Annotated in this window: 20 protein-coding genes and 1 pseudogene; 5 read left to right on the top strand and 16 right to left on the bottom strand. The window is 44.9% G+C overall.

All coding sequences use genetic code 11. From position 1 onward, the window contains the following. Nucleotides 1-2,904: 2,904 nt before the first annotated feature. Nucleotides 2,905-4,047 carry an FISUMP domain-containing protein gene (locus B7988_RS03265; protein WP_088656814.1) on the bottom strand — a complete coding sequence of 381 codons (1,143 nt, stop codon included), beginning with the start codon at nucleotides 4,045-4,047 and terminating at the stop codon, nucleotides 2,905-2,907. A 422-nt stretch (nucleotides 4,048-4,469) separates the two neighbouring features. On the opposite strand from B7988_RS03265, the gene B7988_RS03275 reads away from it, so the two are divergent. Beyond that, nucleotides 4,470-5,264: a hypothetical protein gene (locus B7988_RS03275; RefSeq protein WP_088656816.1), complete on the top strand. Its 795-nt coding sequence runs from the start codon at nucleotides 4,470-4,472 to the stop codon at nucleotides 5,262-5,264. On the opposite strand, the gene B7988_RS03280 is transcribed toward B7988_RS03275, so the two are convergent. The 5 genes from B7988_RS03280 to B7988_RS15240 form a co-directional block, all read right to left on the bottom strand. Next, the gene (locus tag B7988_RS03280; RefSeq protein WP_170930522.1) at nucleotides 5,261-5,659 is read right to left on the bottom strand and encodes a Mov34/MPN/PAD-1 family protein; all 399 of its coding nucleotides are present in this window, start codon (nucleotides 5,657-5,659) and stop codon (nucleotides 5,261-5,263) included. The genes B7988_RS03275 and B7988_RS03280 overlap by 4 nt on opposite strands. Nucleotides 5,660-5,694: 35 nt before the next feature. Then, a complete protein-coding gene (locus B7988_RS03285; RefSeq protein ID WP_088656818.1) occupies nucleotides 5,695-7,236 on the bottom strand; it encodes a ThiF family adenylyltransferase in 1,542 nt (513 codons plus the stop codon). 1 nt (nucleotide 7,237) lies between these two features. Continuing rightward, on the bottom strand, nucleotides 7,238-8,335 hold the full coding sequence (locus B7988_RS03290; protein ID WP_088656819.1) for a cyclic GMP-AMP synthase DncV-like nucleotidyltransferase: 1,098 nt from the start codon (nucleotides 8,333-8,335) through the stop codon (nucleotides 7,238-7,240). 4 nt (nucleotides 8,336-8,339) lie between these two features. Next, the gene (locus B7988_RS03295; RefSeq protein ID WP_170930523.1) at nucleotides 8,340-9,290 is read right to left on the bottom strand and encodes a CBASS cGAMP-activated phospholipase; all 951 of its coding nucleotides are present in this window, start codon (nucleotides 9,288-9,290) and stop codon (nucleotides 8,340-8,342) included. A gap of 197 nt (nucleotides 9,291-9,487) precedes the next feature. Continuing rightward, nucleotides 9,488-9,997 (bottom strand): hypothetical protein, encoded by a 510-nt coding sequence (locus B7988_RS15240; RefSeq protein WP_249268819.1) that lies wholly within the window; start codon nucleotides 9,995-9,997, stop codon nucleotides 9,488-9,490. Between the two features lie 168 nt (nucleotides 9,998-10,165). Here B7988_RS15240 and B7988_RS15245 point away from each other — a divergent pair, with 168 nt between their 5' ends. Then, the gene (locus B7988_RS15245) at nucleotides 10,166-10,954 is read left to right on the top strand and encodes an efflux RND transporter periplasmic adaptor subunit (protein WP_249268820.1); all 789 of its coding nucleotides are present in this window, start codon (nucleotides 10,166-10,168) and stop codon (nucleotides 10,952-10,954) included. A 948-nt stretch (nucleotides 10,955-11,902) separates the two neighbouring features. Here B7988_RS15245 and B7988_RS14815 read toward each other — a convergent pair. The 7 genes and pseudogenes from B7988_RS14815 to B7988_RS03340 form a co-directional block, all read right to left on the bottom strand. Then, entirely contained in the window at nucleotides 11,903-12,316 is a 414-nt protein-coding gene (locus tag B7988_RS14815; protein ID WP_141225544.1) for a hypothetical protein, read from the bottom strand. A 36-nt stretch (nucleotides 12,317-12,352) separates the two neighbouring features. After that, nucleotides 12,353-13,117 (bottom strand): hypothetical protein, encoded by a 765-nt coding sequence (locus tag B7988_RS03315; RefSeq protein ID WP_088656824.1) that lies wholly within the window; start codon nucleotides 13,115-13,117, stop codon nucleotides 12,353-12,355. After that, the gene (locus B7988_RS03320) at nucleotides 13,107-17,942 is read right to left on the bottom strand and encodes an RHS repeat-associated core domain-containing protein (RefSeq protein ID WP_170930524.1); all 4,836 of its coding nucleotides are present in this window, start codon (nucleotides 17,940-17,942) and stop codon (nucleotides 13,107-13,109) included. The genes B7988_RS03315 and B7988_RS03320 overlap by 11 nt, the downstream gene beginning before the upstream one ends. Then, nucleotides 17,935-22,302, bottom strand: a complete 4,368-nt coding sequence (locus tag B7988_RS03325) for a hypothetical protein (RefSeq protein ID WP_088656826.1) — start codon at nucleotides 22,300-22,302, stop codon at nucleotides 17,935-17,937. Before B7988_RS03325 ends, B7988_RS03320 begins: the two co-directional genes overlap by 8 nt. Beyond that, nucleotides 22,299-22,556, bottom strand: a complete 258-nt coding sequence (locus B7988_RS03330; RefSeq protein WP_088656827.1) for a hypothetical protein — start codon at nucleotides 22,554-22,556, stop codon at nucleotides 22,299-22,301. Before B7988_RS03330 ends, B7988_RS03325 begins: the two co-directional genes overlap by 4 nt. 228 nt (nucleotides 22,557-22,784) lie before the next feature. Further along, nucleotides 22,785-23,045, bottom strand: a pseudogene (locus B7988_RS03335) (succinate dehydrogenase/fumarate reductase iron-sulfur subunit); the annotation flags it as partial. Next, complete coding sequence (locus B7988_RS03340) at nucleotides 23,044-23,259, bottom strand: hypothetical protein (protein WP_088656828.1); 216 nt, start codon at nucleotides 23,257-23,259, stop codon at nucleotides 23,044-23,046. The pseudogene B7988_RS03335 and the gene B7988_RS03340, both read right to left, overlap by 2 nt. 161 nt (nucleotides 23,260-23,420) lie before the next feature. Here B7988_RS03340 and B7988_RS03345 point away from each other — a divergent pair, with 161 nt between their 5' ends. From B7988_RS03345 to B7988_RS03355, 3 genes are all read left to right on the top strand, one after another. Beyond that, nucleotides 23,421-23,711 carry a hypothetical protein gene (locus B7988_RS03345; protein ID WP_072801213.1) on the top strand — a complete coding sequence of 97 codons (291 nt, stop codon included), beginning with the start codon at nucleotides 23,421-23,423 and terminating at the stop codon, nucleotides 23,709-23,711. 91 nt (nucleotides 23,712-23,802) lie between these two features. After that, a complete protein-coding gene (locus B7988_RS03350) occupies nucleotides 23,803-24,018 on the top strand; it encodes a DUF3791 domain-containing protein (protein WP_072801212.1) in 216 nt (71 codons plus the stop codon). A 54-nt stretch (nucleotides 24,019-24,072) separates the two neighbouring features. Then, entirely contained in the window at nucleotides 24,073-24,303 is a 231-nt protein-coding gene (locus tag B7988_RS03355) for a hypothetical protein (protein WP_073192083.1), read from the top strand. Nucleotides 24,304-24,455: 152 nt separating this feature from the next. On the opposite strand, the gene B7988_RS03360 is transcribed toward B7988_RS03355, so the two are convergent. From B7988_RS03360 to B7988_RS03370, 3 genes are read right to left on the bottom strand one after another with little or no spacing between them, the layout of a single operon-like run. Then, nucleotides 24,456-24,671 (bottom strand): hypothetical protein, encoded by a 216-nt coding sequence (locus B7988_RS03360; RefSeq protein WP_073054022.1) that lies wholly within the window; start codon nucleotides 24,669-24,671, stop codon nucleotides 24,456-24,458. Nucleotide 24,672: 1 nt separating this feature from the next. Continuing rightward, nucleotides 24,673-25,158: a DUF3990 domain-containing protein gene (locus B7988_RS03365; RefSeq protein ID WP_073192085.1), complete on the bottom strand. Its 486-nt coding sequence runs from the start codon at nucleotides 25,156-25,158 to the stop codon at nucleotides 24,673-24,675. Then, nucleotides 25,155-25,370, bottom strand: a complete 216-nt coding sequence (locus B7988_RS03370) for a DUF3791 domain-containing protein (RefSeq protein ID WP_073116476.1) — start codon at nucleotides 25,368-25,370, stop codon at nucleotides 25,155-25,157. Before B7988_RS03370 ends, B7988_RS03365 begins: the two co-directional genes overlap by 4 nt. Between the last annotated feature and the right edge of the window lie 78 nt (nucleotides 25,371-25,448).

Below are 25,448 nucleotides of genomic sequence, written 5' to 3' on the forward strand. Positions count from 1 at the left end.
GAGATTCTATAATCAGGTAATTCAAAAGATTCATTAGCACCCGGCTCCGCATTTATAGACAATGTGATCGTATGTTCTAAATTCACATTGTCTTTTTTAAACTGGCTACGTATGAGTCCTAGATTAGCGTCTATTTCGGCATTACCAGTCAAAGTCTGTTCAAAACTTAATTCGAAATTCTTGTATAAAATCGATTCTTCTGCATCAAGTTTCCAAACATTCACAGTGAAGTCTGCCGGTGCATCGGCGGTATTTTCGCCAGCAATCCCAAGCAACGACGCCAAAGAGAACCCATTACAATTTTTTATCAACTTTATGGTATAACCGCTTTTCCCCACAATTTTAAGTGTATTTTCATCAAAGGACAAAACATTTGATACCGTCTCTTGATTACCAACAAAAGATGCTCCACATATTTTGCTTAACAAAGCATCTACCGTCCTTTGAGACAATCCTTCCGATGACAACCACCAATCATCAAAGCTGATATCAGCCTTAAATTCTTTATTATCATTATCTCTTTCGACAATAATTTCTAAACATGAATTATTAGATGTTAAATTTTCTACAAACCCAATCCCACTTAAATTTCCGCCGCTGACGGTAAAAGGACTTGCACAATAGGCTTCCGTTGTACGGAACGCAACCTTACCATCCCTAAGTTCTGCCACAAATTTTTTATCATTTCCTTGAAAATCATTTAGACATTGGTTTAATACACGAACCACATCCTCCTCATTTTTCGCCCCTGAAAAGTTTGGACTTATTACTACATCATCTACACCACTTATACTGAGTGTTATTGTCCCAGCCGAAGGAATTGCTATAGGCATTTTTTTTGAGACTTCAACAAATACAGGTTGCGAGAAACCTTCATTTATTGTAGCCCCCTCATCATCAACTTCTAGAGATGCTACATAAAAATCTTTCGCCAGATTGGTAATAATAAGATAGTTACCGACATAGCGAACTGTTGCTTTTTTATGTTCTAGATATTTCTCGTTAGTCGCTAATTCAGCCTGAATTGCAGAAGCCAATTCTTCTATGGTCCCAGAAGCATGGAAACAGAAAGATTGTTTTACATCGGAGTCACCGTTCTTCTTTAAAATCAGCTCAATTTCCTCATTTTCATTTACAGCTGCTAAAAAATCGCTGTTGAAAGTAATATATGCATCACTATAGGCATATGCATCCTTTGGAGTTGTCGATACGGTAAAATAAATTCCTTGGATATCATCCTTGGCTTTATAGGTAGAACTATCAGGGAATGCAAAACCCAGCCCATTATCAGCAATGACGCAGTTCGTTCCAAAAGTATTTTCAAAAGCATTTTCGTTCAGGAACTCTACGATTTTTGAATCTTTCGACACCTTGCTACTCGAAACATCTCCTAAATCAACAACAAGGTCAAAACTTAATATAATGTTTTTTGTAGTCAGGTCAAGTGATTTATTATCACGGACAACAAAACCACGATCGGTAAGGGCCTTTGTCGCCAACGAAACCGCTGTTTCGATTTCCGCATCAACCAGTTGCGTTTGGTCCGTCGATCCAGGCATTTGCAACTTTAATCTAAACGGAATAACTAACTTTTCCGAAGTTGAATCGTATGTTAAATAAGCGGGGTGAAATTTTTGTGCACACTGAAACAAACCTACCAATGTCGAAGGTGCTTTTTCAATAACTTCACTCAACAGTTTCGGTAGACACGCATTTTCAGAGGCGTTTTGGTTCAATATTCCATTGAAGGAATCGTATAGCAAAGGTGTCGGATTATCAGAAGTTGCAGTAGAATTTAATTGCAACCATTGAGAAAGGTCCGAAAGTTTGCGGAGCACCAGCCCCATATCAAAATTTTCTAAGGCTGCTATAGCAGTATTTTCCCATTTCCAGACCCCTTGCGATTCATCATATATCAATTTGACATGGACATTCGAGAAAAGTTTTTCTTCATTGGGGCCTTTAAGAATCTGTGACGTGACATCGTTTATCGTCCCGATATAGAAATTCAATTCACCAGAATGGGTCTTTGTTACTTTTTGAGAAGCGCTTCCGAGATTCATTCCTACTTTGGCAGAATAATCAGAAACATCGTCATTTGGAGAATCTGGAAATGATAAATAATTGAACACATTTCCCTGTGTTCCGTAATAAGAAGAACTCTGTTCCAGGCCGTAGTCATCCTCCAAATCTTCTAGGTCAACTTGATTGGATATAATCTGCTTAAAGGCTATTTCTGCATTGAGATTTGGTTTCGTTGTATAGGAAACACTTCTTTGCCCATCAAATTTGCAGCTAAAGGTCCCCGTCACATGCAAGGCTTTTTCTGAATCCAGTGGAATAAGTTTAAGGTCTACGCCCGCAAAATTCTTCAAGTCCGCAATAAGGAATTTGTCATCTGGCACCTCATAATACCTGTTGAATGTTGCGCTTACGGTAAAATCATTCGTTCCACTAGATATTGTAAATTGCCACCCATCCTTGTCTTTTAGAGTTCCATCAAGTTCGTCAAAGACATCTGCGGCAGAAACAACAGATGTGGAATCGAGATTATTATCAGCCAACACCCGATTCCATGCAGCAGCGACCCTATCCTTGACCCAGTTCATCCCTTTCTCAAGGATATTTTCATTATCCAGAAAATCCTTGATGGACGCAAAACTCATTTCACCCGAGTTTTCGTCCTTAAGTGTTACGGTATCAATTTTGGTAGACTCCCACTTTTCATAACTAGCCGAAGCAGACTCAACAACATCATAACCACTGGACAGAATTTCACTACCCCACTGGTTACCATCCATCATCAGACGAGGCTCAAGTGCCTCTATTTTGTAATTGTTTAGATTCTTGTCGTTCGGATTTTTCTTAGCCATGAGTCTGCTCCGTTCTTTATTTTTCTTGTTTTTACCTTAAAAAAGTATCGCCTTCGTCTTGTACACATCGAATACTCATAAAACCATACTTTCTTGCCGAACTTACTGTGAAATCATCAATAGTAAAATCAACTACTCCGCCATTACTCTCAGACTTTTCGTAGGGGAACCAAAAACTGGACACTTTATTATAAGGGTATTCATCACCGCTTGGTAGCACGGACATTCCATAAGGATTATTTCCTCTCTTCTTTTCCCATACTGCATGAGATAGTAGAGAATAACTCATATTTAATCCGTTTGTGTAGGCAAAGTGTTTCCATTCGGTTTCCGTCATCACATGCCAACCCGTCGGGCATACCCCCTGAACTTTTTTACTAAGGTCAATGTTACACTTGGGGTTTTCTTCAACACCAACGCTGTCACACACCTTGGGGAGTCCCATAGCCTCGCTCCAAGTGTAAAGGGCACCAAAGTAGTTGTCGCAATACCAGGGGTCATCCTTGTAGCAGCGTTTTTCGACCTTGCTGTCATCAAATACTGTCGTGGTGCTGTCAATCATTATTTCTGCGTAATTCAGGTTCTGAGCCATTACGGTAAAACTGTCTATTACAGTTCCACCATTCTGCTGGAACTTTTCATAATATTTGGTAGTCTTGTAAACATTGTTATCACGCAAATCTTCGTACGTGCCGTATGCTTTAAACTCCGACCCAAATACGCTATCCATATTCGGGTAAACCTTGGGTTTCACATATTCACCAATGGAATCTTGATTCCATTGGCCATTTTTGCAGCTATTGTAATAGATTTTACCGGCAAGAACTGTCGATGAAGTATCACCATCTTCGCAAAGTTTGAAGACAAACTCGGAGCTACTACTTCCTGCCTTTTGAGACGAACTGCTGTTTTTTGTGTTTTCTTTTTTTGATGACGAACTATTTGATTTGGCATCACTTGAAGAATCTCTACTCTGATTATCAGAAGATTCAACTTTTTTAGCAGAACTACTTGATTCGTCATCACAATCTTTACAAATAGAGGATGAAGAATCAACAGCGGCATTTTCATCAGGTCCGTTGCTCGATGCCGACGACGAATCATCGCAAGCCGAAAGCGCAAACATCGCAAACGCGACAGCACTCACCAGGCCAATTTTCTTAATCGTTTTCATTTCTTACTCCTATTATCAAACTTTTTTTGAAAGCAAAATCTCGATGGATAAGGCATCCACCATAATCGCGGTTTCAACCGCGCAATCGAATAGGGACCAGGCCCTTTTACTTTTACATCCGATTCATTCATAGGAACAAAATCTGTTCTTATTTTTAAGAAAAAGATAATAAAGAAAGCTATTTGACCAGCCCCAAACACCCCAAATGGGGGTAAAATGCCCCCATATTCACCCCACACCCCGCCCCGAGGTCCGACTTTTTTTGTATACCGCTGGAACGTGGTCGTATTATAACCGTATTCATTTTTCAATTAGCGTGATTTGCGTCACGATAGCATCGTTAAACCCGCTAGAGAGTCTCTTTTCTAAGAAATATAAAAGTATATTAAGCGACAAAGGTAAAAAATTTTCAAGGATAAAGTATGTTTAATGCAAACTGCTATAATATAATGATTGTTTCACCATCCGATGTAGTAGATGAACGCAAAATCATAAAAGAAGCCATATATCACTGGAATGAGATTAATTCTAACAAAAGAAAAATAGTCCTTTTAGTGTCCGGTTGGGATATAAACGCTCATCCGGATTCAGGTTGTCACCCTCAGACAAGTTTAAATCAGCAAATTCTTAAGGAAGCGGATTTCGTAATCGCAGTCTTTTGGAATAAAATTGGCACTCCTACAGAAGAATACCCTAGCGGATCTATCGAAGAAATCATGCGACATATGGAGGAAGGGAAAAAAGCGTTTATCTATTTTAGCAATTTACCCATTCGAAGGAATCAGATTGACGAAGAACAAAGCAAGAAATTAGACGCTTTCAAAGAAAAAATACGCAAGCAAGCCTTCTACAAAGAATTTTCAACTTTGGAAGAATTAAAGTCAATAATTAATGACGATATTCAATTGATTTCAAACGAGCTTGAATCACCGTCACAAGCACAAAGTGTCAATCGCCCCACAAATTCGGGCAAATTATCTGATTATGAAACACAATTATTAAAACTTATGAATCAGAAAAACGACCATTCTCTACAATGGGTTTCTACTTTTGGTGGAAAATACATAAATGGTACCATTGTTCAAGACATGCGTCAAATTGCAGAATATGAAAGAGCATTAAAATCACTTGTACGAAAGAATCTAATCAAGCCAAACAGGGACGGGAATATTTTTTCCTTGACCGCCGATGGTTTTGATGCCTGCGAAAGCCTTTAAATTCTACATTCCAAATATACCTTTTCGCTTCCTATAATCAAGAATACAATCGGTTTTCCAGATTTCTTTTCAACAGCATTCCACCCTTTTTTATCTACACCGGACGGATGTGGATCACATTCTGGGTGAGAATGCCACTCACCCAAATACCCGATTGTTCCCCCAAAACGACGCTGCACAGAGTCTAAGACTTTCAGGTGTCTTTTGTCTCGGCGAACAAATTCTGTTTTTGACCGTTTATCATCTGGGTAGGCCGGAGTCGCAAAAGAAATCGTCAACTCACCCGGTCGAATCACGCCGAACAGCATCCCTCCACTTTCATAATTGGTCAACACAGATTTCTGTATTCGAGCAATTCTCTTCATCATCCAATTCGAGAAAACAACTTTGAACATTTTGCCTCTTTTTAATGGCAAATACATTATTGGTTCTATTTTCTGCAACAAGCTGGGCATGAATCATCCTTGGGTATAGTAACACACTCCATCGCATTCCAGACATTATTCGCACAAGTTTGGAGCCAAAACAAAGATTCTTCTTCCGTTGCTTTTAGAGACCTAAACAAAGCTGTCATCATCAAGTTTGCCGCTGCAATAGAAGCCGTTATAGGGAACGGAATAAAAACGGCATTACAGGTTCCTCTTGTCTGATCTTCTTTACCAAGCACAGGCAAAACTCCATTTTCTTCCACATATTTCTTTTCACAGCGTAAACACGCTTTTTTAGAACTACCGATAACAGATGCACACACAGCCTTACTACGCCCGTATATATATCCACAAATATATAGAGGCATCTTTGGTAATTGCGCAAGGAATCGGTTCAAGTATTCCGAGAACGACTCGTCACCTGTTGTATCTAGTACAATGTCAAAAGGGAAATCCTGTTTCGGCTTAAAACTTTTTTCAAAGGAATCCTCTATTGCATCTATTCTAAAATTCCTACACAAAGCCCTTGAATCACCTTTTACCTGATTTTCCAAAACAGTCTTCATTGCACGAGCCTTATTTACTCCTTGGGATTCTAGACCTAGATAATGTCTGGAAAAATTCTCTTCCTTATACTTATCAGGGTCAACAATTTTCAATGGATTTTTAAATCCGGCACCGGACTTTACCAACATCGGAAGCAAATTACTCCCTAATGTACCACATCCGACAACCAGAATTCTCTTATCCATTAAAGGAGCACTATTTTCCATAGAGACATTCCTTGAAAATATTTTATTTTCGGTTTCTTCCGCAAAATACCGACAATTAAGATTTCCGCTGCGAGATGGCGACACAATCAATCCCAAGATAGTTGCATTCTTTCTAAAGGCGATAGCAAAATTCTTGGAGGAATAGCATCCCCATAAAACAGTCTTCCAGTAGCGTTTGAAGGCTCGCTTCCCCATTGAAGCCTTGCCAAACAGGAGCAGGTCTTTCATTGAACCAAAAGGGAATCTCAAAGCTGATATATCAACATGACCAGATAAAGGATAAACAGGACATGAATAACTAGGCGAAGACGAATTACCTTCAATTATCTTCAAGGAGTTTTTGTTAACATCCTTTATTTCAGCACTGTAGTCACACGGCCAATAAGATGGCATCTCGTTTGAAAATTCTTCCCCGTATTTTTCCTTGGGTAAATCAAGAATGCGTTCTGTTATTTGGTCAACGATGACCCCAACCATATCGTATGGCCTACATGCGTCAAAGACCAATTCTCCCTTTTGAAGATAGCATAAACCGCCATCCTTCTCTACATGGGGAACCTTTCTAAAACAAAGTCCATCATATTGCCGAGCCAAGCAAGCCCTGGGAAATTCGGTACAGCACTGATTGTCAAACAATAACTTTACAATTACTGTTCCAAAGGTACTCGATTCTATCGGCCCTTCAAATTCGGCAGAAAGGCTCCCTCTGCAAGGAATAAAGTTCCATGCAGCGAGAGCATCCTTAAGATTTTCCCAGGGACTGTCTTTCATATCAACCGGCTCTCACAGACGGCAGTGCTCCTCTACGGTTTATCTGTACCGAATCCTTTATCACGGGGAATCTCTTTCCAAGGTGACGTTGCACAGCCTGCGACCGCGCCGCATCAGAGGGGTCCATATTGCCAGCAATGGCAGAAGCAAAGCCGACCGCCCGACTCTGTAGCACTTTGAACTTTTCCGTCGGGCACTTGATACCTTCCCTTGGATCAGCCGGATTCTCTACAGAGACCTCATCATCGGGCAAGGACATTGACTTGATAAATTTCAAGACCTTCAAAAGTTCTGCCGAAATATCATCGGTAAATGATTTTCCTGCATTGGCCTTTTCCGCAAGGCTCATCAGGAATATGGATGAAGGCCCCTTTCCATCTTGGAAATTGAAATCGCGCCACCCTTTCAGAATCCTATAAATCGCGCGATCGTCATCGTCCTTATTCATGAAATACAGGTTCAGCAAGCGTGGATCCGATTTTTTCCAGGAATACAGACCGTTGTCTTCACGATACGCAAGCATTATGGACTTTGTGGGCAAATCATCCCAATCCAAATCCCTTTCTTCTTGTTCATCACAAGCAGCAAAAGTGCTCCCTTGCGCACTTTCATTGACAGGGCGCATATCCCGAATTTTTTGAAATTTCTTATCAGGCACCGAATACAAGGGAACATCAAAATGAATCTCATCAGAAAGAGTTAGACAATACGACTTTTTCCCCTTCTCAGCGGTCCACCCATTTGCTTTAGCCAAAGGCTTAAGTATGGAATCGACCATATCAAAAAAATCATTCGCAGCTTCTCTGGGCTCCGATTCATCTTCATGATACGACAACGGAAGATAGCACCCATAATCAAAATCAACCTGTTGCGCCGGTGGACAACAAGGCATGTTTTGCGTTTTATAACCAGCAGACCCCTGTCTCATAAAACGCGGCACAATTCGGTTTTCTTCTTGTGCCGTCCGTTCTCCAATCCCTTCAGTCAACGCTCGCTTTATCTTCAATCGGGCGTCTTCCAATGTTTCCTTAACCTCCTGCGAGACTTCTATCTCCTTGAGGTACCCTCGGAAGCAATCATTCAAACTTTTGCATTCCATAACTCTATTCTCCTTCCGCCATATATTTCTGCAATGCAGTGCGCGCATTTTGGTAGGCGTCACGCGCTTGTTGTGAAAGTATTTGCTGGGCCTTTGGGTTCGCCTTATCTAGCGCAATGGACTTCACCTGTTCCTTCGGTGGGGTTACATCGATTTTCATATAGCGGTCCGGCCCCAACTTAAACTTCAAGATATTCTCTGTTGCCGCCTCTTGTGCAGAGATTGACAAATCAAACAATTTACCTCGCCATCGAGTCAAAAACCCGGAATTAACCGTATTACATACATCCGTGATGCCAGAACTCATTGTCCCAATATGCAATAACTTGTAGGGTTGCGACCCCATATTTAAGAACTGTTCGGCCTCTATGCATGCATACAATCCCGGATGATTCGCAACCAAGCCCCCATCAACCATATACCATCCATAAAGTTCATCCATCTTATGTATAGGGAAATAAGTCGGAGCGGCACTTGTTGCCAAGGCTACATCGACCAAACGATACTGTTTATCCATAACTAGATTGTCATGATGTGGCGTCTTGAAAACCTTCGGCATACCCGTAGAAAGATTAACTGCCGGTATCAACACATTATGCTTCAAATCTTCAATAGTCCGGTCCTCAAAGAGTTGCTCCAAAGCGGCCCTCAACGGCTTATCAGAAAATTTCTGCCTTATAATGCCGCCCAAGCCCAACGGACACCTTATCTTTGGGAAAATTTTTGGTCCCCATTCCTTATAGAAGTCAATCATTTTCCCTGTAGGAATTTCTGCGGCAAGGCTTAAGGCGTTAATCCCCCCAATAGAGGTTCCCGCAATCAAGGCGAAAAGACGAGCTAAAGGCATGCCAAGTTCGGTTTCCATATAGGAAAGGATGTTGGCTTGAAAGAACCCTCGAAATCCACCTCCCGAAAGAGATAGAAGCTTTGGCGTGGACGGTTTTTGATCGGACATAAGACCCCTCTCGTTGTTAAATGCTATTTCCATTGCAAATACCGTGCCAACCGCAAAAACAGGCTTTTGGGGGCATTGGGGCGACCGCAGATGTTTCAAAATGCTTCAGATATTCTTACGCGCCTTTAGACTGTAGCATTTCTAAACGGTTTCTGCATGTCGGCATTTTTTACTATTATTTCCACCCAAACCACACCCTAACCGACAGTACAATGACCGCACAGAACCAGGAAAAGCCGCAGTTCGACCAGGGCGCCATCATCAAGGCGCTGCAGAACGCCCTGCGCACCACCAGTTCCAAGATCGGGCAAATGAACGAGGTCCTGGACATCGTGCGGGTTGTCGGCGAGGCGAAGACTTTCAAGACGGCGGCACTCGCACTTGCGGGCGAAATCGCCGACCGCCACCACGCCGAAAGGGTGAGCATCGGCATGGTCAAGCACGACTACGTGGTGCTCGCGGCCATAAGCCACACCGACCATTTCGAGGGCAAAATGCAGGTGGTGCGCGACCTGGAATGCGCCATGGAAGAGGCCTACGAACAGGACGCCAGCATAGCCTACCCGCCCCCGGACGGCGGCACCCCGCTCGCCACCCGGATCCACGAGTACTACAGCAAGACTTACGGCGTGGGGCACATGCTCTCGGTCCCGGTAAGGCGGGGCGAAGAGACCATCGCGGTAATCACCTGCGAACGCGGGGCGCACCCCTTCGACGACGAGGAGTCCGCCCAGATCCACCTGGTAGCAACGCTCACTAGCGCAAGGATAGACGAGCTCTACCGCAAGAGCGGCTGGTTCGGCAAGAGGTTCGCCCGGGCCGCGCGGGAGGGGTTAGCCAAGCTGCTGGGCCACGAACACACCTGGGCAAAACTGTTGGGCATCCTGCTTACGGCGTTCGTGCTTTTTGCGGCACTGGTGCCCATCCCCTACAGGGTAAGCGCCCCGGCCATGCTCAAGACCGACCACATCACCTACCTGAGCGCCCCCTTCGACGGGTTTATCCAGAGCGTGAAGGTGAAGCCGGGCGACATCGTGTACAAGGGCGACGAGCTCTTGCGACTCGACCAGAAGGAACTCAAGCTAGAAGAGGCCGACCTAATGGCCCAGGAGCAGGACAACCGCCGCGAAATACAGAAGGCCCAGGCGAACAGGCAATTGGCCGACCTGCGCATACAGCAGGCCAAGCTCTCGCAGACACTGGCGAAATTAAAGACGGTGCGCTACAAGCTCTCGCGCTCGGTAGTGCGCTGCGAATCGGACAGCGCGGTGGTCATCGAGGGCGACCTGCAAAAGCGCGTGGGGTCGCATGTGAACCAGGGCGGCGAGCTGTTCCAGCTGGCATCCATCGAAGAAATCTACATGGAGGCCGACGTGAGCGAACTCGAAGTGAACAACGTGCGGCTTGGCGGCGAGGGCTTCATGGCCATCAAGAGCCGTCCCGATTACGTGTACAGGTTCCGCACCACGCTCATGAACCCGACGGCAAGTGTCAAGGACCAGGAGAACACCTTCGCCGTGCGCGGCGAGTTCGTGCGGGCGACTCCCCCGTGGTTCCGCCCCGGCATGACAGGGATAGCGAAGATTTTCGCGGGCAAGCGCACGCTCTGGTGGATTCTCTCGCACCAGGCAATCGACTACCTTCGCCTGAAACTCTGGTGGTAAAAGGGGGCAAAAGCCCCGAAAAGCGGCCCAAAAGTGTGGTTGGAGGTCCTGCAAATGTCCAGGCACCAATGTCACCTTGTAAACGCAGCTTCCGCAAATGCTTGGGCATGCCCCTCACTTTGTAAATGTTGCTCCTGCAAACGCCCCAGCACCATCACCTAAGCGGTAAAGGTGCTCCAGCAAATGCTCAAGTGCCTTTGCATAAGTAGTGTTGCCCCTCGGACATTTGCCCGGGCCCCTTTACACAAGAATGCAACACGCCCCGGCAAAAGTCCAGGCACCTTCTTCACCTTGTAAAAGCATCTCCCGCAAAAGTGCAAGCGCCTTTGCACAAGTGGAAAAAGCGCTTATGCAATTGTCCGAGGACCTTTGCACAAGTGGTAAAACCACTCGCGCAAAAGCCCAAGCAACTTCATCACCGTAGTAACGCCGCTCCGGCAAACGCCCAAGCAAGAACTTCACTTTGTAAATGCCGCTCCGGCAAACGCCCCAGCACCATCACCTAAGCGGTGAAGGTGCTCGGCCAAATGTTCAAGCACCATCTTCACCTTGTAAAAGACTTTCCGGCAAAAGACCGGGCCGTTTTGCTCAAGTGACAAAACCGCCCGGACATTTGCCCCCGCAGCTCAACACAAGTGACATTGTAACAAAAGCAAAAGTTCAGGCAACACCCCCACTATGTAAAAGCCGCTCCCGCAAATGCGGAAGCGACTTTACACAATTGGTATGCATAAATCTTGAAAAATGTCCACAAAATAGACAAAGGTATTCCCTTTGAGCAAAAAAAATATAGATTGTCAGCTACCCATTTTTTCGCCAGCCCCAAATATCTTTGGGCATTCCCGCACATATATGTGCGGTCGGGCTATATTTGACGCCTTTGGGGAATCCCTAACGCGTTTTTGTATAAAACTATCTGCTATTGGTTTCAAAAACGATTCTTATTTTTTACTCTTCACAACCTTGCCATATTTCGGGATGGAGAAGGCAGAACCTAGTCTTGCAGTAGGATATCTCCTCTTCGGTGATACCCTCGATGGTACTGCACTCATTAGCGCTTTGCAACTTGTCGATCTGTTTATTTAGTCTTTCAATGCGGATTTCCTTTTCCATTTCTTCGAGAACAGAATCGGGAAACGTAGAGGGAACTGTGAGAAGTGCGTCAGAAGATGAACTAGTGGGAGAATTGCTCTGCGAATCGGAACTTTTAAAAGTCAAGTTTGGATTTTCATTCGACGAAGATGTGCCGACAGACTCTGAAAAAGTCAGAGTTTGCGGTTCCATCGGAGACGAAGAATTGCCTTCGGAACATGCAAGAAGCATAGCGATTGGCAAAGCGAACAAAACATTTTTTTTCGACATACAATCTCTTTATACAAGGGCGAGAAAAGCCAAAAACTATTGACACTTGGTATATAACGCAGAAAAAGATTTGTCAGAATCACGAATTGAGCGTAGACATAACTTGTGTATTATTTGAGCATCATTTAGCATATAATCCTTGACCCCAATCTCACAATAGCCTTCATTACTAAAGTACAAGTCTATTGATTTTTTTTTGTCAAACTTTTTACTTACATTGATGAAGTCACAGGATATATCAACATTTTTTAAAGATGTTTCAAAACTTTCTCCCATCCCGTAAAAAAACTTATCTGACAAAACCTGCAAAAAACATTTTTCTTCATTTATACAATTAACCCACAATTTAGATTGTATTTTTTTTGCATACATTCCGTCTTTATAAATTTGAAAAAACAACACACCATAATCGCCATCTCTAAAAACGCTATTATAATTTTTTATACCTATTGGGCATATGCCAGATTGCGAAAAAATAAGTTTGTCCTTATCAACCTTAACAAAATCACAGTACACCTTTAAATCAACTAGAAAATTTGGTACTATAACATAACTTGAAAAATTTTTGATTCCATTTTTTCTTAACCTACATTGATCATTCATTACAACATAGGCAATTTTCTCCATTTTACAAACAAATCTACTGCAGTTCAAATTAACATCCCCTGCTGCAGAGATATTACTATCTTCATGGTTTAATTCACATCCATTTTTTAAAATATAATCTGAAATTCTTTTGTTCCATTCACCAGCAAAAACAAAAGAAATTGAAAAAAGGAATAGAACAAATCTAATTATCATAAGAAGGATTGAAGGTTTTCCATTTTGCCTTAACATCTGTAACAGTCAATTTGTGCATTGCGTTATTACGATTCCATTTTACTTCAACAGGAATAGTAGAAGCAATGATAGGAACGCCCATATTATTAGCTAATTGTTGTGCAAAACCATTTTTGTATAAGCCAGCATTACAAGCATACAATTGAATTGTTTGTTGAGCATCATAGCCATACATTCCCTGTTCCAAACGATTCGCCAAAGCAGCTGCATCCAGCCGATTTTGCTTCCCCTCTGGATCTGACGACATCACGTAACCATCACTGTGTCCCCAGAAATAATAGGTATCGGAATTTTCATCAAGAAGTTGAGCCTGCTGCATCATATCCGCATCCATCATATACCCGCCATGTCCTAAAGTCATTTTCCCCCATTCTTTCCACAAAACAGTATTTCTGTAATCACCGTTTTCCCATGTCTCACGAGAAAATAATCCATTCATTAAACTTTTTGAAGTATATCCGTTTTCTCCAATTGAATAAGACGCATTCATTTGCACACCCCAAGTAAAGCCCATATTAGAAGACCATTCTGCATGAGCTCCCCACGCTCTAGCACCAGTATAAAGGCCACGTCCTTCCATACCACTGAAGCCCCATTCATAGCCGGTATAGGCCTCAGCACCGAATGCTCCTGCATAAGTTTCAACATAAAGTGTTGAACCAAGATAATCCCCATGCGTGTCCCAATATTGTGCGCCTCCTATTCCAGCACCAACTCCATAGGCACCACCTCGGATGCCATAACTTAATGTTCCTCCAGTTTGATCATTATAAGCATATCCCAAATTTGCTCCTACATTAAAAATACCTATATTTGCAGAAGCACCAACATTTGCAGAATAAGTGTTACTTCCATTTCCAAAATTATGAGAATATCCAAAATCAATATCCACTCCAAAACTACTGTTTCCAACATCTAAAGCAAATCCAACACCAGCAGTAAATCCTCCATTTTCATATCCGATTGTAATTATGCCAAGGGATATTTTCCATAATCCATACAAATCCAAAGCATTAATCGGATCTCCGCCAAAAGCATAAAGGCTCGTATACTGCCTAGCTGGGTCAGGAGTCATCCATATCCCGAATACAGGGTCAAAGAAACGCATTCCGTAATAATAGAATCCGATTCTTTCGTTATATTCCTTACCCGTATATTGTTCAGCAGGACTGTCGCCAGACTCCTGAATTTTTTTCTGAACACCATAAGGTTCGTAGGCGAACACATTGCCTGTTCCATCATCTATTAGGGTCATCACGAGTGAACCCTGATAGTCCTTGATATACCATTCCTTCGAGGAGTCGGGCAGAACTCGGCCCACGATTCCCGACTTGCCCTGAATCATCTTGTATTCGGCAATGGAACTGTCATTTGCAACGTATACCCGATGCCGTTCAAGGGCTTTCTTTCCGCCCACCATGATGTCGGTGCGGATTGCTTGCAGCGTATCATTTTCGTATGCAAAGGTGGCAATGCGCCAACCGGAAGGGTCATAGACCATCAGTTCGCGCCATATCGACGAGTCCGACATCTGCACGAAGGAAACCGGCATTCCATACGGGTCATATTCCACCGACAGGTTCTTGGAACTGTCCGCAATCATTCGCCCTGACGCATCATAGATAAAGTTGTTTGTCCTTGAAGCATTCCTTGCGGAATCGAGAGCGGTAGAGCCCGTGACCCTGTTTAGCCTATAAGAATCGTCGTAATAGTTGTAGCCGAGTGTGCTCCCATCGTACCCCTGCGTAAGAGTTCGACCGTTCTTGTCGAAACTAAATGTTGCTTCCGGAGCAGTTCCGCTCCGCTTAACCAAATTGCCCGGCATGTCATAGAGGAAGCTTGACACCCTGTTACCCGAAGAATCCGCAATGCCATACGTGGTGGATAATTTGGCAATCATTCCGTCGTAACGGGGGTGTTCATTTGTCGAAGCGGCGACATCCTCGTAATTAAGGGTCTGCCGGAAAAGCGTATCGCCCGTTGCAGTGTTCGATACATTCAAAGCATAGGCCTGTCCGTGCAGGTGGTAGGCGTAATCTGTCTCCAGCCTGTCCCCGACCTTCACCGCTGCGACTTGACCCAAGTCGTCATAGGTAAATTTGACTATGTTCAGCCCTTCGCCATCAAGAATTGCATCAATACGCCCCTTGTCGTCGTAATCATATCTGCGGATGTCCAGAATTGCGCTGTCCGCACCGAAAACTGTCACCTTGTACAGGCGGGAAAGGTCATCATATTCGTAGTGCTTGGAAACCACCTTGCGAGCCATGTCGATTTCGGCACCCGTGTAACGGAAGGCGATAGTCTTCCGCCCCAGGGAATCGTAGCCAAAGAAGTCCGCCACCAGGGCCGCTTCCGTCCCGATACGGCTCACGGCAAGGGGATTGCGGACCCAGGTGCAGGCCATTCTTCCACGGGTGCCTTTCAAAGTTCTGCCAGCAAAATAAGCGTTGAGTCCAGAATTGCCGATTTTATCAAGACAGGCGGAAAGGCTGTCGTATGCGGAGCCCGAATATTCCGTCTTTACTCCCGGAACGGGCGACCGGCTTTCAGCAATTTCCCTGAGCCTTGCATCTGTAACCAGGTCAAGAACGCTCTCGCCGATGGAGACAATGCGACCCTGGGCATCGTATTCCTTGTAGGAAACAGCATTCCTCCCCCGCTGTTCTTCCGTAACGGATATGCGGATGCTGCCCGACTTTGTGTAGTAGAATTTTTCCGTTCCCACATCGGGACCGTCGGACGCAACGTTTCTCCCGGCAGCATCGTAATCCGACACCACGGCAAAGGCGGAATCGTTCTGGTCCACGTCGAGCGGAGTGATTGTCCGGCGCAAGTTTCCTTCGCGTGTATATTCATATTTCTTGACAGACCATTGCCAGTTTCGCATGTTTGTCCCAGTCGTGTCCAGGGCAAAAGCAGTCTGCACTAGTTGTCCAAGACGGTTTTTCCAGGAAAGAGAGATACGGCCTTCAACATCGCGGCTGTACGAAAGAGTGTAATTTTTCTGGGTATTGTTTTTCGCAAAGTTCAATGACTGAGGAATGTTCAGGTCTGCAACATAAGCGTAATCGGATGAACCTACATGCGCACCGTCCAGTTTCCACGGCTCGCCGGGCATGGAACTCCTGAGCAATCGGCCATCCTGCAAGGAATACTGGTTTTCGGTATAGGCATAACCAGCTGCATCGGGGCCGTCGCCGTCCTGCGAAAAATAGTCGTTTGCATGGAACAAAGACGAATCTACATACCCTTCACGCTCCAGTTCTGCAACATAGGAATAATCTTCCTGGAAAGCTCGACCCAGGTTGTCATAACGAGATTCCTTGACGGCAAAACGCATAGCGGGATCAAAGAACAAAAACGATGGTGCAATGATGTTGGATTCCTGCATCAGTTCCACGTTCTTCGCATAGATTAGACCATACAAGGCGCTCTGGTGTCCCAGTTCAATTTTTGCATTCGGTGCAACGAATACGCCCGCCAAGCCGGAAATTGTCCCCAACCTTAATGTAGATGACTGGCCTAGCCGCCATCCGATAAAGTAACGGGCGGTGGAATCATGTGACATGATGGAATTGTCGCTAATAGAAAGAGACGAACGGACATGGATGACGACATTTCCCTGCGACAAGTCGAATCGCAGCGTCGCCGTGGGCTCGACAGAGAAACTGTCGAAATAATAGTCACCCGCAGAAAGGCGTAAATCGCTCCTTGCCCGAATCAACCCGTTTGCGTACTTGCCAGGAACAAGGGTCGAGTCCGCATCATTGGCGAGAGAGACATCTGATGTTCCTACAGGAAAATCTTCTGGCGGGAACGAACAGGCTTCGGTTTCGGTATTTTGTTCGGACTGCTGGACGAAAGTCTGGTTGCCAGTCCAAAGGCCGCTCCCGTAATTGACCATCGCAAAGACTGAATCACGGTCTCCCATACGCACTGAATTTTTCGCGATAACTCGCAGTTCCGAAAGGGACGTGTCGCGAATCGTCACGTCGTTGTCTATAAATATGGAATCTCCCGAGCCAAGATTTCCCCCAAAGGATTCGCTTCTCGCCCTGACTTCGAGTTTCTCCGTCGCATAGGCAGTGAAGCCGTTCATACATTCCGAGGGCAAAAGTTCGCTCGCGAATTCCCTGTGGACCAACGCCTCGGACATGTGACCACGACCGAGCCCATCGGAAAAGGATATTCCCATGCCGACTGTTCCGCGGGAACTCGCCTCCTTGCCCGGTTCCAGGACAACATCGTCAAAGAGCATTGTCGCATTAAATGTGCCGGAAAGCGAGACTCTGATGAACCTGATACCGTCTGGAATGTTGAATGTATGGGAATATGGACTCCACTGGACTGCACGGGTGTATTTTTTCCCGTCCAGATACGACGCCTGCGTGTTCTTGTCGGAGTAGAAATATATTCTCGGCGATACGACAGTTCCATTCACATTGTATGCAAAAAGACTCAATGTAAAGACGGAATCTCCGTCAACCGGCACGAAGTCGGACACCGGCCCACCCATCGGGGATGTTACGCCAACATAACTGCCAGAAACTGGCCGGATGTCCTGGCCATAGGCCGACATTATTTCCGCACGGGAAAGCCTCTTTCCGTTCCATGCATAGAAACCGTCCTCGAAACTCCAGTTCGGCAGAAGGTTGCCGTGCGTAAAGGAGAATCCGTAGTCGCGGGCATGCTCCGTATTCTCGAGGACTACCGCTTTTGGAGGGTTTGCAAAGGCAAAAGCCGCAAGAACAGGCACACAAAGGAGAGTGAATAGTTTATTCATTTGTCCCTCCCGCATTTTCATTTAGACGATGTTTTGCATTGTCCGTGAAGATTCTACCCTTCGAGTCCCTTGTGGCGCGGCGGCGATGGTTCTTGTCATAGACAAATTCCGCCTTCCGGAAATCCATACCCATCGTGGAGAGAGGAAGTCCGGCCTTGTCATAAGATGTAATGGTAAATGCCGCCGAGGATGGATAGGCAATAAAATCGTCCACATAGACAACCCGGGAATCATTGCCTGTGGGAGTTCCGGTTCCCAGCCAAACTCGCAGGTGGTCGTCGGCTGTCGTATCCGCAAACATTCCGTCTGCAACCAGTTCAGAATATGGAATCTCTATTTCATAGCGTTGCCACCTGTTAGCCTTGAAAGATTCATTCACGGGATTATAACTTGCGATTGACCTTGCGATAGTCTTGTCCGCCCTGCGGAATTCCGCCATGAGCATGGGTTTCACACCCGTAGAATACGCAAAGGCGGATATTATATAGCTGTACTTGTACCGGCGGAATTCTTTCAGGCTTATATTCCTGGTGGGGCCGTAGCCGTCCGTAACCTTGAGTGAATAAAGCCCGTCATAAACCTGGACACTGTCAAGGACTGTCTGCGCCATTTCCCATCCATTCGGGTCGCCATGTTCGGCCGTATTGAGAGCAACATCGGTGCAGGCGGCCCCCGGGAATGTTCCCGCCAAGAGTGACCGATGGCCTTCGTACACATTGCAACTGGAACGCATGCCAACATTGGTCAACTGAGCAGTCTCAGTCACGTGACCGTAACTGTCGGTAGCAATTACCGTATCGGCCTTTTCCCACCCTGTCGAAAGCGGGAAAGACTTTCCGGCACGGATCGGGGCCTGCCACACATAGCGGGAAGCCGCCATTCCGGGGAATTTGGCTGAATACGCCGTCCTGGATGCGGATGCGACGCTATCGGCCAGGAACACCTGCGCGGGATTGGAAGACTCAATTGCCGTCAACGGACTGGACGTGAACGGGACATAGGAGTACTGCGCGACGGGATTCTTGAAGACCATGCTGTCCGCATTGCTTTCGAGCACCTGTTTTTCAAGAATTTTCTGACTGAATAAATAATACGGCCCCGACTGTCTTAACGCTCCCATAAATTGTCCAGACTCGTTGTCTAACAATACGTTTTTATCGACAGTGCGCATCTTGTTGCCGTTCGGATCGACGAAAACATTTATCGTGGAATCCAGCAGGTTCACCACGAGACCGTTCGGCCAGCTGCGTCCGGCGCCGGAGTCCAGGGCAAACACGTTGCGGGACAGACTACGCAATGCTCCCGACCTGTCGTAGCGACGAGTTTTTTTAAGAGTTCCCTGGAGGTTCTTCTGGTATCCGACAAGAGGCATTCCCTTAAGGTCTGCAATAAAATCATAACGGGCCTTTGTCACGGTATCGTCACTAACAAATGCGACCGTACTTACGATAGGGGCTATAAACTGCGCCTGCTGCGTATGGGCGTTAAACTCAACAATGCCGTCCGGCTGCACATAGGTAAATTTGGTGTAGCGATTGGTGGAATCAGTTGATTTTTCCTTCCAATAGCGTTCCACCACTGGATAATTTTGTGGCTTCCAGAAATTCTGGCCGGAATACTGGGCTAAACCAATCAAATTTTTGCTAGAAACAGAATCGACGACTGTCTTCGCCATCAGACGGTTCGGCGAGGAATAGGACCTTAAACTAGGAATCGATATATAATAAAAATTAAGAGGCGATTCAAAAAAGGCGGATGTCCTAAAAAAAAGGTTTGTCTCAAAATTACGCATTCTGCTATACGAACCTACTTTACAAACGCCTGTATTGAGACAAAGATTTCCTTCATCAGTAGATCCAGTTTGATAAAAAACTATCGGGTCACTTTGCGAAAATTGTACATCGAACACATTGCTATCCAGTTCACTTGTATGGTCCAAAACTGGGCTGGCAGGATCACGGGGAACATGAAGCAACAAGTTGTGATACCGTCCATTCTGGATTACAGGACGAGTTGATTCATATCGTTCCTCAAGATATAGCGCATCCCTGGTCACTGATACAAAAACATTATTACTTGTACCGTTAAACGGGAAAATTCCATTTTTATCTAGTTCATAGACAATAGTTCCATTGTCAACTTTTTTTCTCCAGAGGAATACGTTACTTTTTGCCTTCGAAATTTCGACAACATAATTATCCATAATGGCAAATTTGTCCCCGCAAAACACATTCCCATTACATTGATATGCCCCATCGTCCCAGTGTTCGTTCGCCATCTGTTGGAAATGTATTCCATCGAAATACATGGCAACAATATATTCCGTCCCGCTCTTATTCAAAGTAACAAACAGCGTATTTCCTAACAATGTAAGACCATCAAGTCCATTTTGGAAATTCATAGTATATGTGATACTATTGTCTGTCTTTTGTATTCCAAAGTCAGGAAACACAGATGTAGAACTTGTCAGTTCATCGAAATCGCCATCCTTAAAAGCGAATACATTCAGGACATCATTGTGACTTTCTCCAACAATAAACATTGTTGATGACGCATCAACTGTTATAGGATATGACCATTCGAGACAGGCGTTGGAACTGCCGCTACGGATTGGCTCCCCATAGTTTGAAGTGTTTGGAAAACCGCATAAATCCTTTGTCTTTGGTAATAGAGTCCAATTTCCTGTTGACGGATGACGGACAACGGGATAAATTCTACGAGTGTCGCCATCTTTCTCGACAACCAGGAAATAGTTTTCCTGTGTTACGACATTTTCAATAGTTCCCAAGAGTTCTGTAGGTGTGACAAAAAAATCACCCACTACAGAATCCTGTTGTACGAACCTAAAACCATTCCATTCATAAAAATCTATATCTCGACCACCCGCATCGGCTATAATAAGATAGTTGGAAAAACTGAATAAACGGGGAGCTTCTTTTCCTGTCATCTGAAGATTGAACGGGTCCGAAAAATAGTTTCCATCATTGTGATAAATCTGCACGAAAAGATCCTGTTTATTATCCCCCGCTTGTGTATTAATCAATGTTGCATAGCAAAATTCTTCAGAGCAGGATACACCATTAAGATAATTTTCCCTATCTGCAACAGGAATCTGCACCTGGCCCCCTGATATGTTGCGCATAGTGTCAGGTTCAGAAGGGGACTTCGCATCAGAAAAAGAATCCAAAGCAACATTTGAATAGTTGAAATGGTCGGCAGAATTATCAGGAAGAACAACCTGACTTAACAATCCATTAGATTCGTTGTAATCAAAAGTCCAGGAGCGAGCCTCTCCACCTATTATGGAATCCTTGACTGAAAGAAGATAACGCTTGTCTGCAAGATTTGAGACATGGCGAATTCCCTGAGATAAGGTGATTTCCTCGTAGAAGTTTCCCTGGACAAAGGTCTTTATTTTTGAAAGAAAGCGAGTCTCGTAGAGACGCTGTGAATCCTTAGGCTCAGTTGTTCCATATTCAGGATATTCGCTGGCTCCCATTGGGGCGTAAATAAACGCTATGGAATCGATCGTCTTGTCCCCGTCTTTCCAGTAGATTCTGGACAAAGCACTTTCGCGGGTGTAGGACTTTCCCGGAGCGGCAATTTCTCCGACTTTAGAATATCCAAAATGGAGTTCTGTACTATTGTTAAAATCCGTCACTTTAGACAAGTCATAGCGATAAACAAAAGGTACAAGTCCCGTAGTATCCGCAGGGAATGCGGCAACAACATTCCCTCGGCTCAACTGTGTTCTTCTGGCATTGCTCGATTCACCAAAAAAAAGCACCGTGCCATCGGGCATGATGAATTTCCATTTTAAAAACTGTTTACCAGAAACCGTCGACAAGACCTTTATATATGGATTTGTAGATACATAATAATCACCGGCATCGTTCTGTAAAATCTGTCCGCCGCCGTAAGGGCCCAAGTCGCAATAGATAAAATCATCGGTTGTCGTTACCGTTCCCTGATGATTTATGGCGACATAGGGTGTAGACAGGTTCCAACCCAAGCCGTAAGCTCCCGATGGGGCTGATTCATTTGAAGATTGAAGGATGGGCTGAATACCACCATAGTAATTCAGACTTAAAGACCAAGACAGAATTCCTCTAGCATTTATTGATGTTAAGGGAATACTATAATATGGTTGACCGTTAAAGATATTCACATTGGAAACGACTTCGCCGGATGCCTGCGATGGTTCAAATTCACTATGAGCGATTGTCGTGCTTCTATAGCTAGAAAGACCCCTAGAAATTATACGCTTAATGAATCTCAAAAAAGAATTAGAAGCGTCGTCGGCGAACACCAAAGACGGAACAAGGCAAAGCAATAATATAAATTTTTGAAAACGACTCATTCTTCTTCAATCTCCGGATGAAGTATCAGAAAACGAGTACGGCAATACTCTTTTTCCTTTGCGTTAGCCTTTTTGATCTTATTGCATTCGGAGATATTCTTCATCTTTGCGATTTGGGCATTCAATTGTTCAATTCTCTGCTCTTTTTTTATCTCTTGAACAACCGAATCTGGCAACGGAGCCTGAACACGCAGAGAATCCGTTGACGCAAAGGAGATTGTCACAAAAAATAAAGATAGAATAAATAATTTCATAATTTAAATATAATCTTTTTTTTACCGAACGGACATTATTTTTCACAAATCAATCAAAAGTAAGCGATTTTTCATCCCCGTCTATAAAAAAGAGAACTGCCCTTGGGACAGTCCTCTCTTAATGCCTTGGCTCCTATCGGGGCTACGCCTCTCCAGGATGACACAGGAAAGGTCGGTGAGCCTGCCGAACCGACTATTCAGTTCACTTCGGCAAGCTCAGTGAACTTACTAGTCCTTGCCATAAACCTTTTCGGCGTAGGTCACAGTGGCGCCGAGGTATTCGCGGTTCATCTTGGCGATGTAATCGACGGTGATACCCTTCGGGCAGGCGGCCTGGCATTCGTAAAGGTTCGTGCAGTTGCCGAAGCCTTCCTTGTCCATCTGGGCGACCATGGCGAGCACACGCTTCTTCGCCTCGACCTTGCCCTGGGGCAAGAAGCTGAGGTGAGAAACCTTGGCAGAGACGAAGAGCATCGCGGAAGCGTTCCTATAATGACCGCACAAATCTAAACGCCGACCAGAGCCTCCAATACGACTCGTGCTCTCGCCTTCGACGACAAATTTTGATTTGTCGCCTACGGCTCACAAAGGCGGCCACGCGGCCGGCGCGTTCGAGGTTCTGGTTGAAGGAACCTTCGGAGCCGAGCACATTGACGTTTTCCCAGAATTCAGCACGGAGGGCCGGAGTCTTCTCGAGAGTCATCTTGAACGGTAAGCAAGCGCTTCCTTTCGATCAAAATAATCCTTCAAATATTTTTCAAACCCAGTCAGAATATACCTTTTTTACAGGAATCGTGCAAGCGAGCATGTAGTCAGACCCCTAAGGCTATTGACTAAGCCCGCCAATTAAATTACATTTCAAATATGGTCAATTCTAAGGCAATCCTGTCAAATGACGGATGTTACATATCCTTCTCCTTTAACGGGCGGACTATACGGTTCAAGGGGCCGTATAGCCTTGTCAAGATTGCAAAGGTGAAGGAATGGGACAACGGCTACCTGGTGGTCGATGCCGTATATAGCCAGAACAAGGACAAACTCGTCGAGGACTATATCGACCTGGTCCCTATCCTTGAAGACCTTTACATCGACCCGAAAATTTTCTTGCCTCCGATAACATCTGTCGAGGTGGACAATGTCCGAGCAACAGCTTAATGAAATCGCCGACAAGGCCGACATGATTATCGCCAACTACAGTTTCACCGTTACGGACAACGGCGATGTCAAGATGTATATTATCTAAGAAATGGACAAGAAACTGATCAGATATACCGTTGCATGCGTCAACGAGTTCGCCGCAAACAAGAGCCTCACCGAAAAGCAGGCTTTTGATTATCTATGCAATCACGGAGCGATGGATTTCCTTGTCGAATTCTACGATGTGGAGCATACGCTTTCATTTGAAGACGCCATCAACGACCTGACGCTAGTCAGCCAGCAGAACGGAGGGAAGATACAGTGATTCTCTTCCACTCAGAAAAAGCGATTGCGCTGTTGAAAAAGAAGGAGTCGGCCCATGTCTAAGCCAAAAATGCTTGCTGAACTCATAACGGGAGACATCATCTCGTATGTGATGGAAGACCAGAAACTCTCTCTCATCGAGGCTATGCGTAGGTTCTACGCTTCTGAAACATTCGCCAAGTTGGTTGACCTGGAAACCGGACTTTACCTTGAAAGTTCTCCCTATGTCTACGACATATTCAAGGCGGAACAGGAAAACGGGAAACTGACTCAACTCGAAGTCTAGCCTAAGCAGGCTCCTTACGCGGCCAGCCTTTTCAACCTATACTCTACCGGGCTCAGGTACCCGAGCGTGCTATCCGACACCTTTTCCGACATTCTTTCCGAAATTGCCCTGGCGGACAATGACGGATTCGCAGAGATTATCTCCAAGATGGCTTAACCTCCCATATCAACAAGTATCTGCACCAAGACCTTATAGTCCAGATACTGGATTCCATCTTTCCCTTGATGGATTTTGTCAGCCAGTTCGCTGTTATAATACATATCCATCGCCTGTTCTAGCGAACAGTTCTTCACCTGCGCAAGATGCGCAATAATGCGCTCTTCCAGGCGTTCCTGATAGACTTTTTCCAGAACATCTTCGTCTACCATTTTACACCTCTTCGCAACCCTTGTATTTCAGGACCGCATCAATAGCCTTTTGCGTGATAAAGGCGATCTGGTCGTAAGTCGGATAAGCCTTTATTTCCTTCAATGCCCGCGACATATCCCAGATACCGGAGTGATACATATCCACAACACGGAAAACCTTGTCATTTGCGACCTTGCCCATAATTACATCGTATTGGGCATATTCCAAGGAACCATCGCGGCATTTGCACACGAAATCAATCCATTCCTCTAAATCATCGGGGAACGTCTTAACGGAGAGTGCGGCAGGGACATCGTCCATGTCATAGACATTCAATATCGGCTTCAGGTTCCCATCCTTTAGAATATCGATTTTCCTGTGCGCCCAACGGACAGCCTGTTCACGCACCGTCGTGACATAGAATCCCTTTCCGAAATCAAGCGGTCGAAAAGAATGCTCAACATCCGGCTTGTCAACAACAACGTTCGAACCATGATAGACGATCATATGGCCACCTTACGGACGTTCAGATATTCTTCAATATCGCTGACGACGAAATCAGTGCTCTGCGTATGCAAAATTTCGTAATTGGGAACAAGGAATTTCTGAATACAGCCTGATTCAGCCAGCTTTCGATACACAAAAGACGGCAAACGATTCCACTTGTTTGCGCAAGCGTGAATCATATACACGACAAATTCAAAAGATTCCTGAACCATGGTCTAATCCTAATTGTTTTTCGCAGTCCAATTATAAAAAAAGGGTGCGGGGCATTGCCCCGCTATTCTTGAAAAGGA

The sequence above is a fragment of the Fibrobacter sp. UWB1 genome, assembly GCF_002210325.1.
GTDB lineage: Bacteria > Fibrobacterota > Fibrobacteria > Fibrobacterales > Fibrobacteraceae > Fibrobacter.

Bases quoted from the DNA above. Each gene is read 5' to 3' on its own strand.
- B7988_RS03355 (WP_073192083.1), top strand. From the start codon at position 24,073: ATGTCTAAGCCAAAAATGCTTGCTGAACTCATAACGGGAGACATCATC.
- B7988_RS03330 (WP_088656827.1), bottom strand. From the start codon at position 22,556: ATGAAATTATTTATTCTATCTTTATTTTTTGTGACAATCTCCTTTGCG.
- B7988_RS03365 (WP_073192085.1), bottom strand. From the start codon at position 25,158: ATGATCGTCTATCATGGTTCGAACGTTGTTGTTGACAAGCCGGATGTT.
- B7988_RS14815 (WP_141225544.1), bottom strand. From the start codon at position 12,316: ATGTCGAAAAAAAATGTTTTGTTCGCTTTGCCAATCGCTATGCTTCTT.
- B7988_RS03320 (WP_170930524.1), bottom strand. From the start codon at position 17,942: ATGAATAAACTATTCACTCTCCTTTGTGTGCCTGTTCTTGCGGCTTTT.
- B7988_RS03285 (WP_088656818.1), bottom strand. From the start codon at position 7,236: ATGAAAGACAGTCCCTGGGAAAATCTTAAGGATGCTCTCGCTGCATGG.
- B7988_RS03360 (WP_073054022.1), bottom strand. From the start codon at position 24,671: ATGGTAGACGAAGATGTTCTGGAAAAAGTCTATCAGGAACGCCTGGAA.
- B7988_RS03350 (WP_072801212.1), top strand. From the start codon at position 23,803: ATGGACAAGAAACTGATCAGATATACCGTTGCATGCGTCAACGAGTTC.
- B7988_RS03315 (WP_088656824.1), bottom strand. From the start codon at position 13,117: ATGATAATTAGATTTGTTCTATTCCTTTTTTCAATTTCTTTTGTTTTT.
- B7988_RS03340 (WP_088656828.1), bottom strand. From the start codon at position 23,259: ATGACTCTCGAGAAGACTCCGGCCCTCCGTGCTGAATTCTGGGAAAAC.
- B7988_RS03290 (WP_088656819.1), bottom strand. From the start codon at position 8,335: ATGGAATGCAAAAGTTTGAATGATTGCTTCCGAGGGTACCTCAAGGAG.
- B7988_RS03345 (WP_072801213.1), top strand. From the start codon at position 23,421: ATGGTCAATTCTAAGGCAATCCTGTCAAATGACGGATGTTACATATCC.
- B7988_RS03370 (WP_073116476.1), bottom strand. From the start codon at position 25,370: ATGGTTCAGGAATCTTTTGAATTTGTCGTGTATATGATTCACGCTTGC.
- B7988_RS03280 (WP_170930522.1), bottom strand. From the start codon at position 5,659: ATGTTCAAAGTTGTTTTCTCGAATTGGATGATGAAGAGAATTGCTCGA.
- B7988_RS03325 (WP_088656826.1), bottom strand. From the start codon at position 22,302: ATGAGTCGTTTTCAAAAATTTATATTATTGCTTTGCCTTGTTCCGTCT.
- B7988_RS03275 (WP_088656816.1), top strand. From the start codon at position 4,470: ATGTTTAATGCAAACTGCTATAATATAATGATTGTTTCACCATCCGAT.
- B7988_RS03295 (WP_170930523.1), bottom strand. From the start codon at position 9,290: ATGTCCGATCAAAAACCGTCCACGCCAAAGCTTCTATCTCTTTCGGGA.
- B7988_RS03265 (WP_088656814.1), bottom strand. From the start codon at position 4,047: ATGAAAACGATTAAGAAAATTGGCCTGGTGAGTGCTGTCGCGTTTGCG.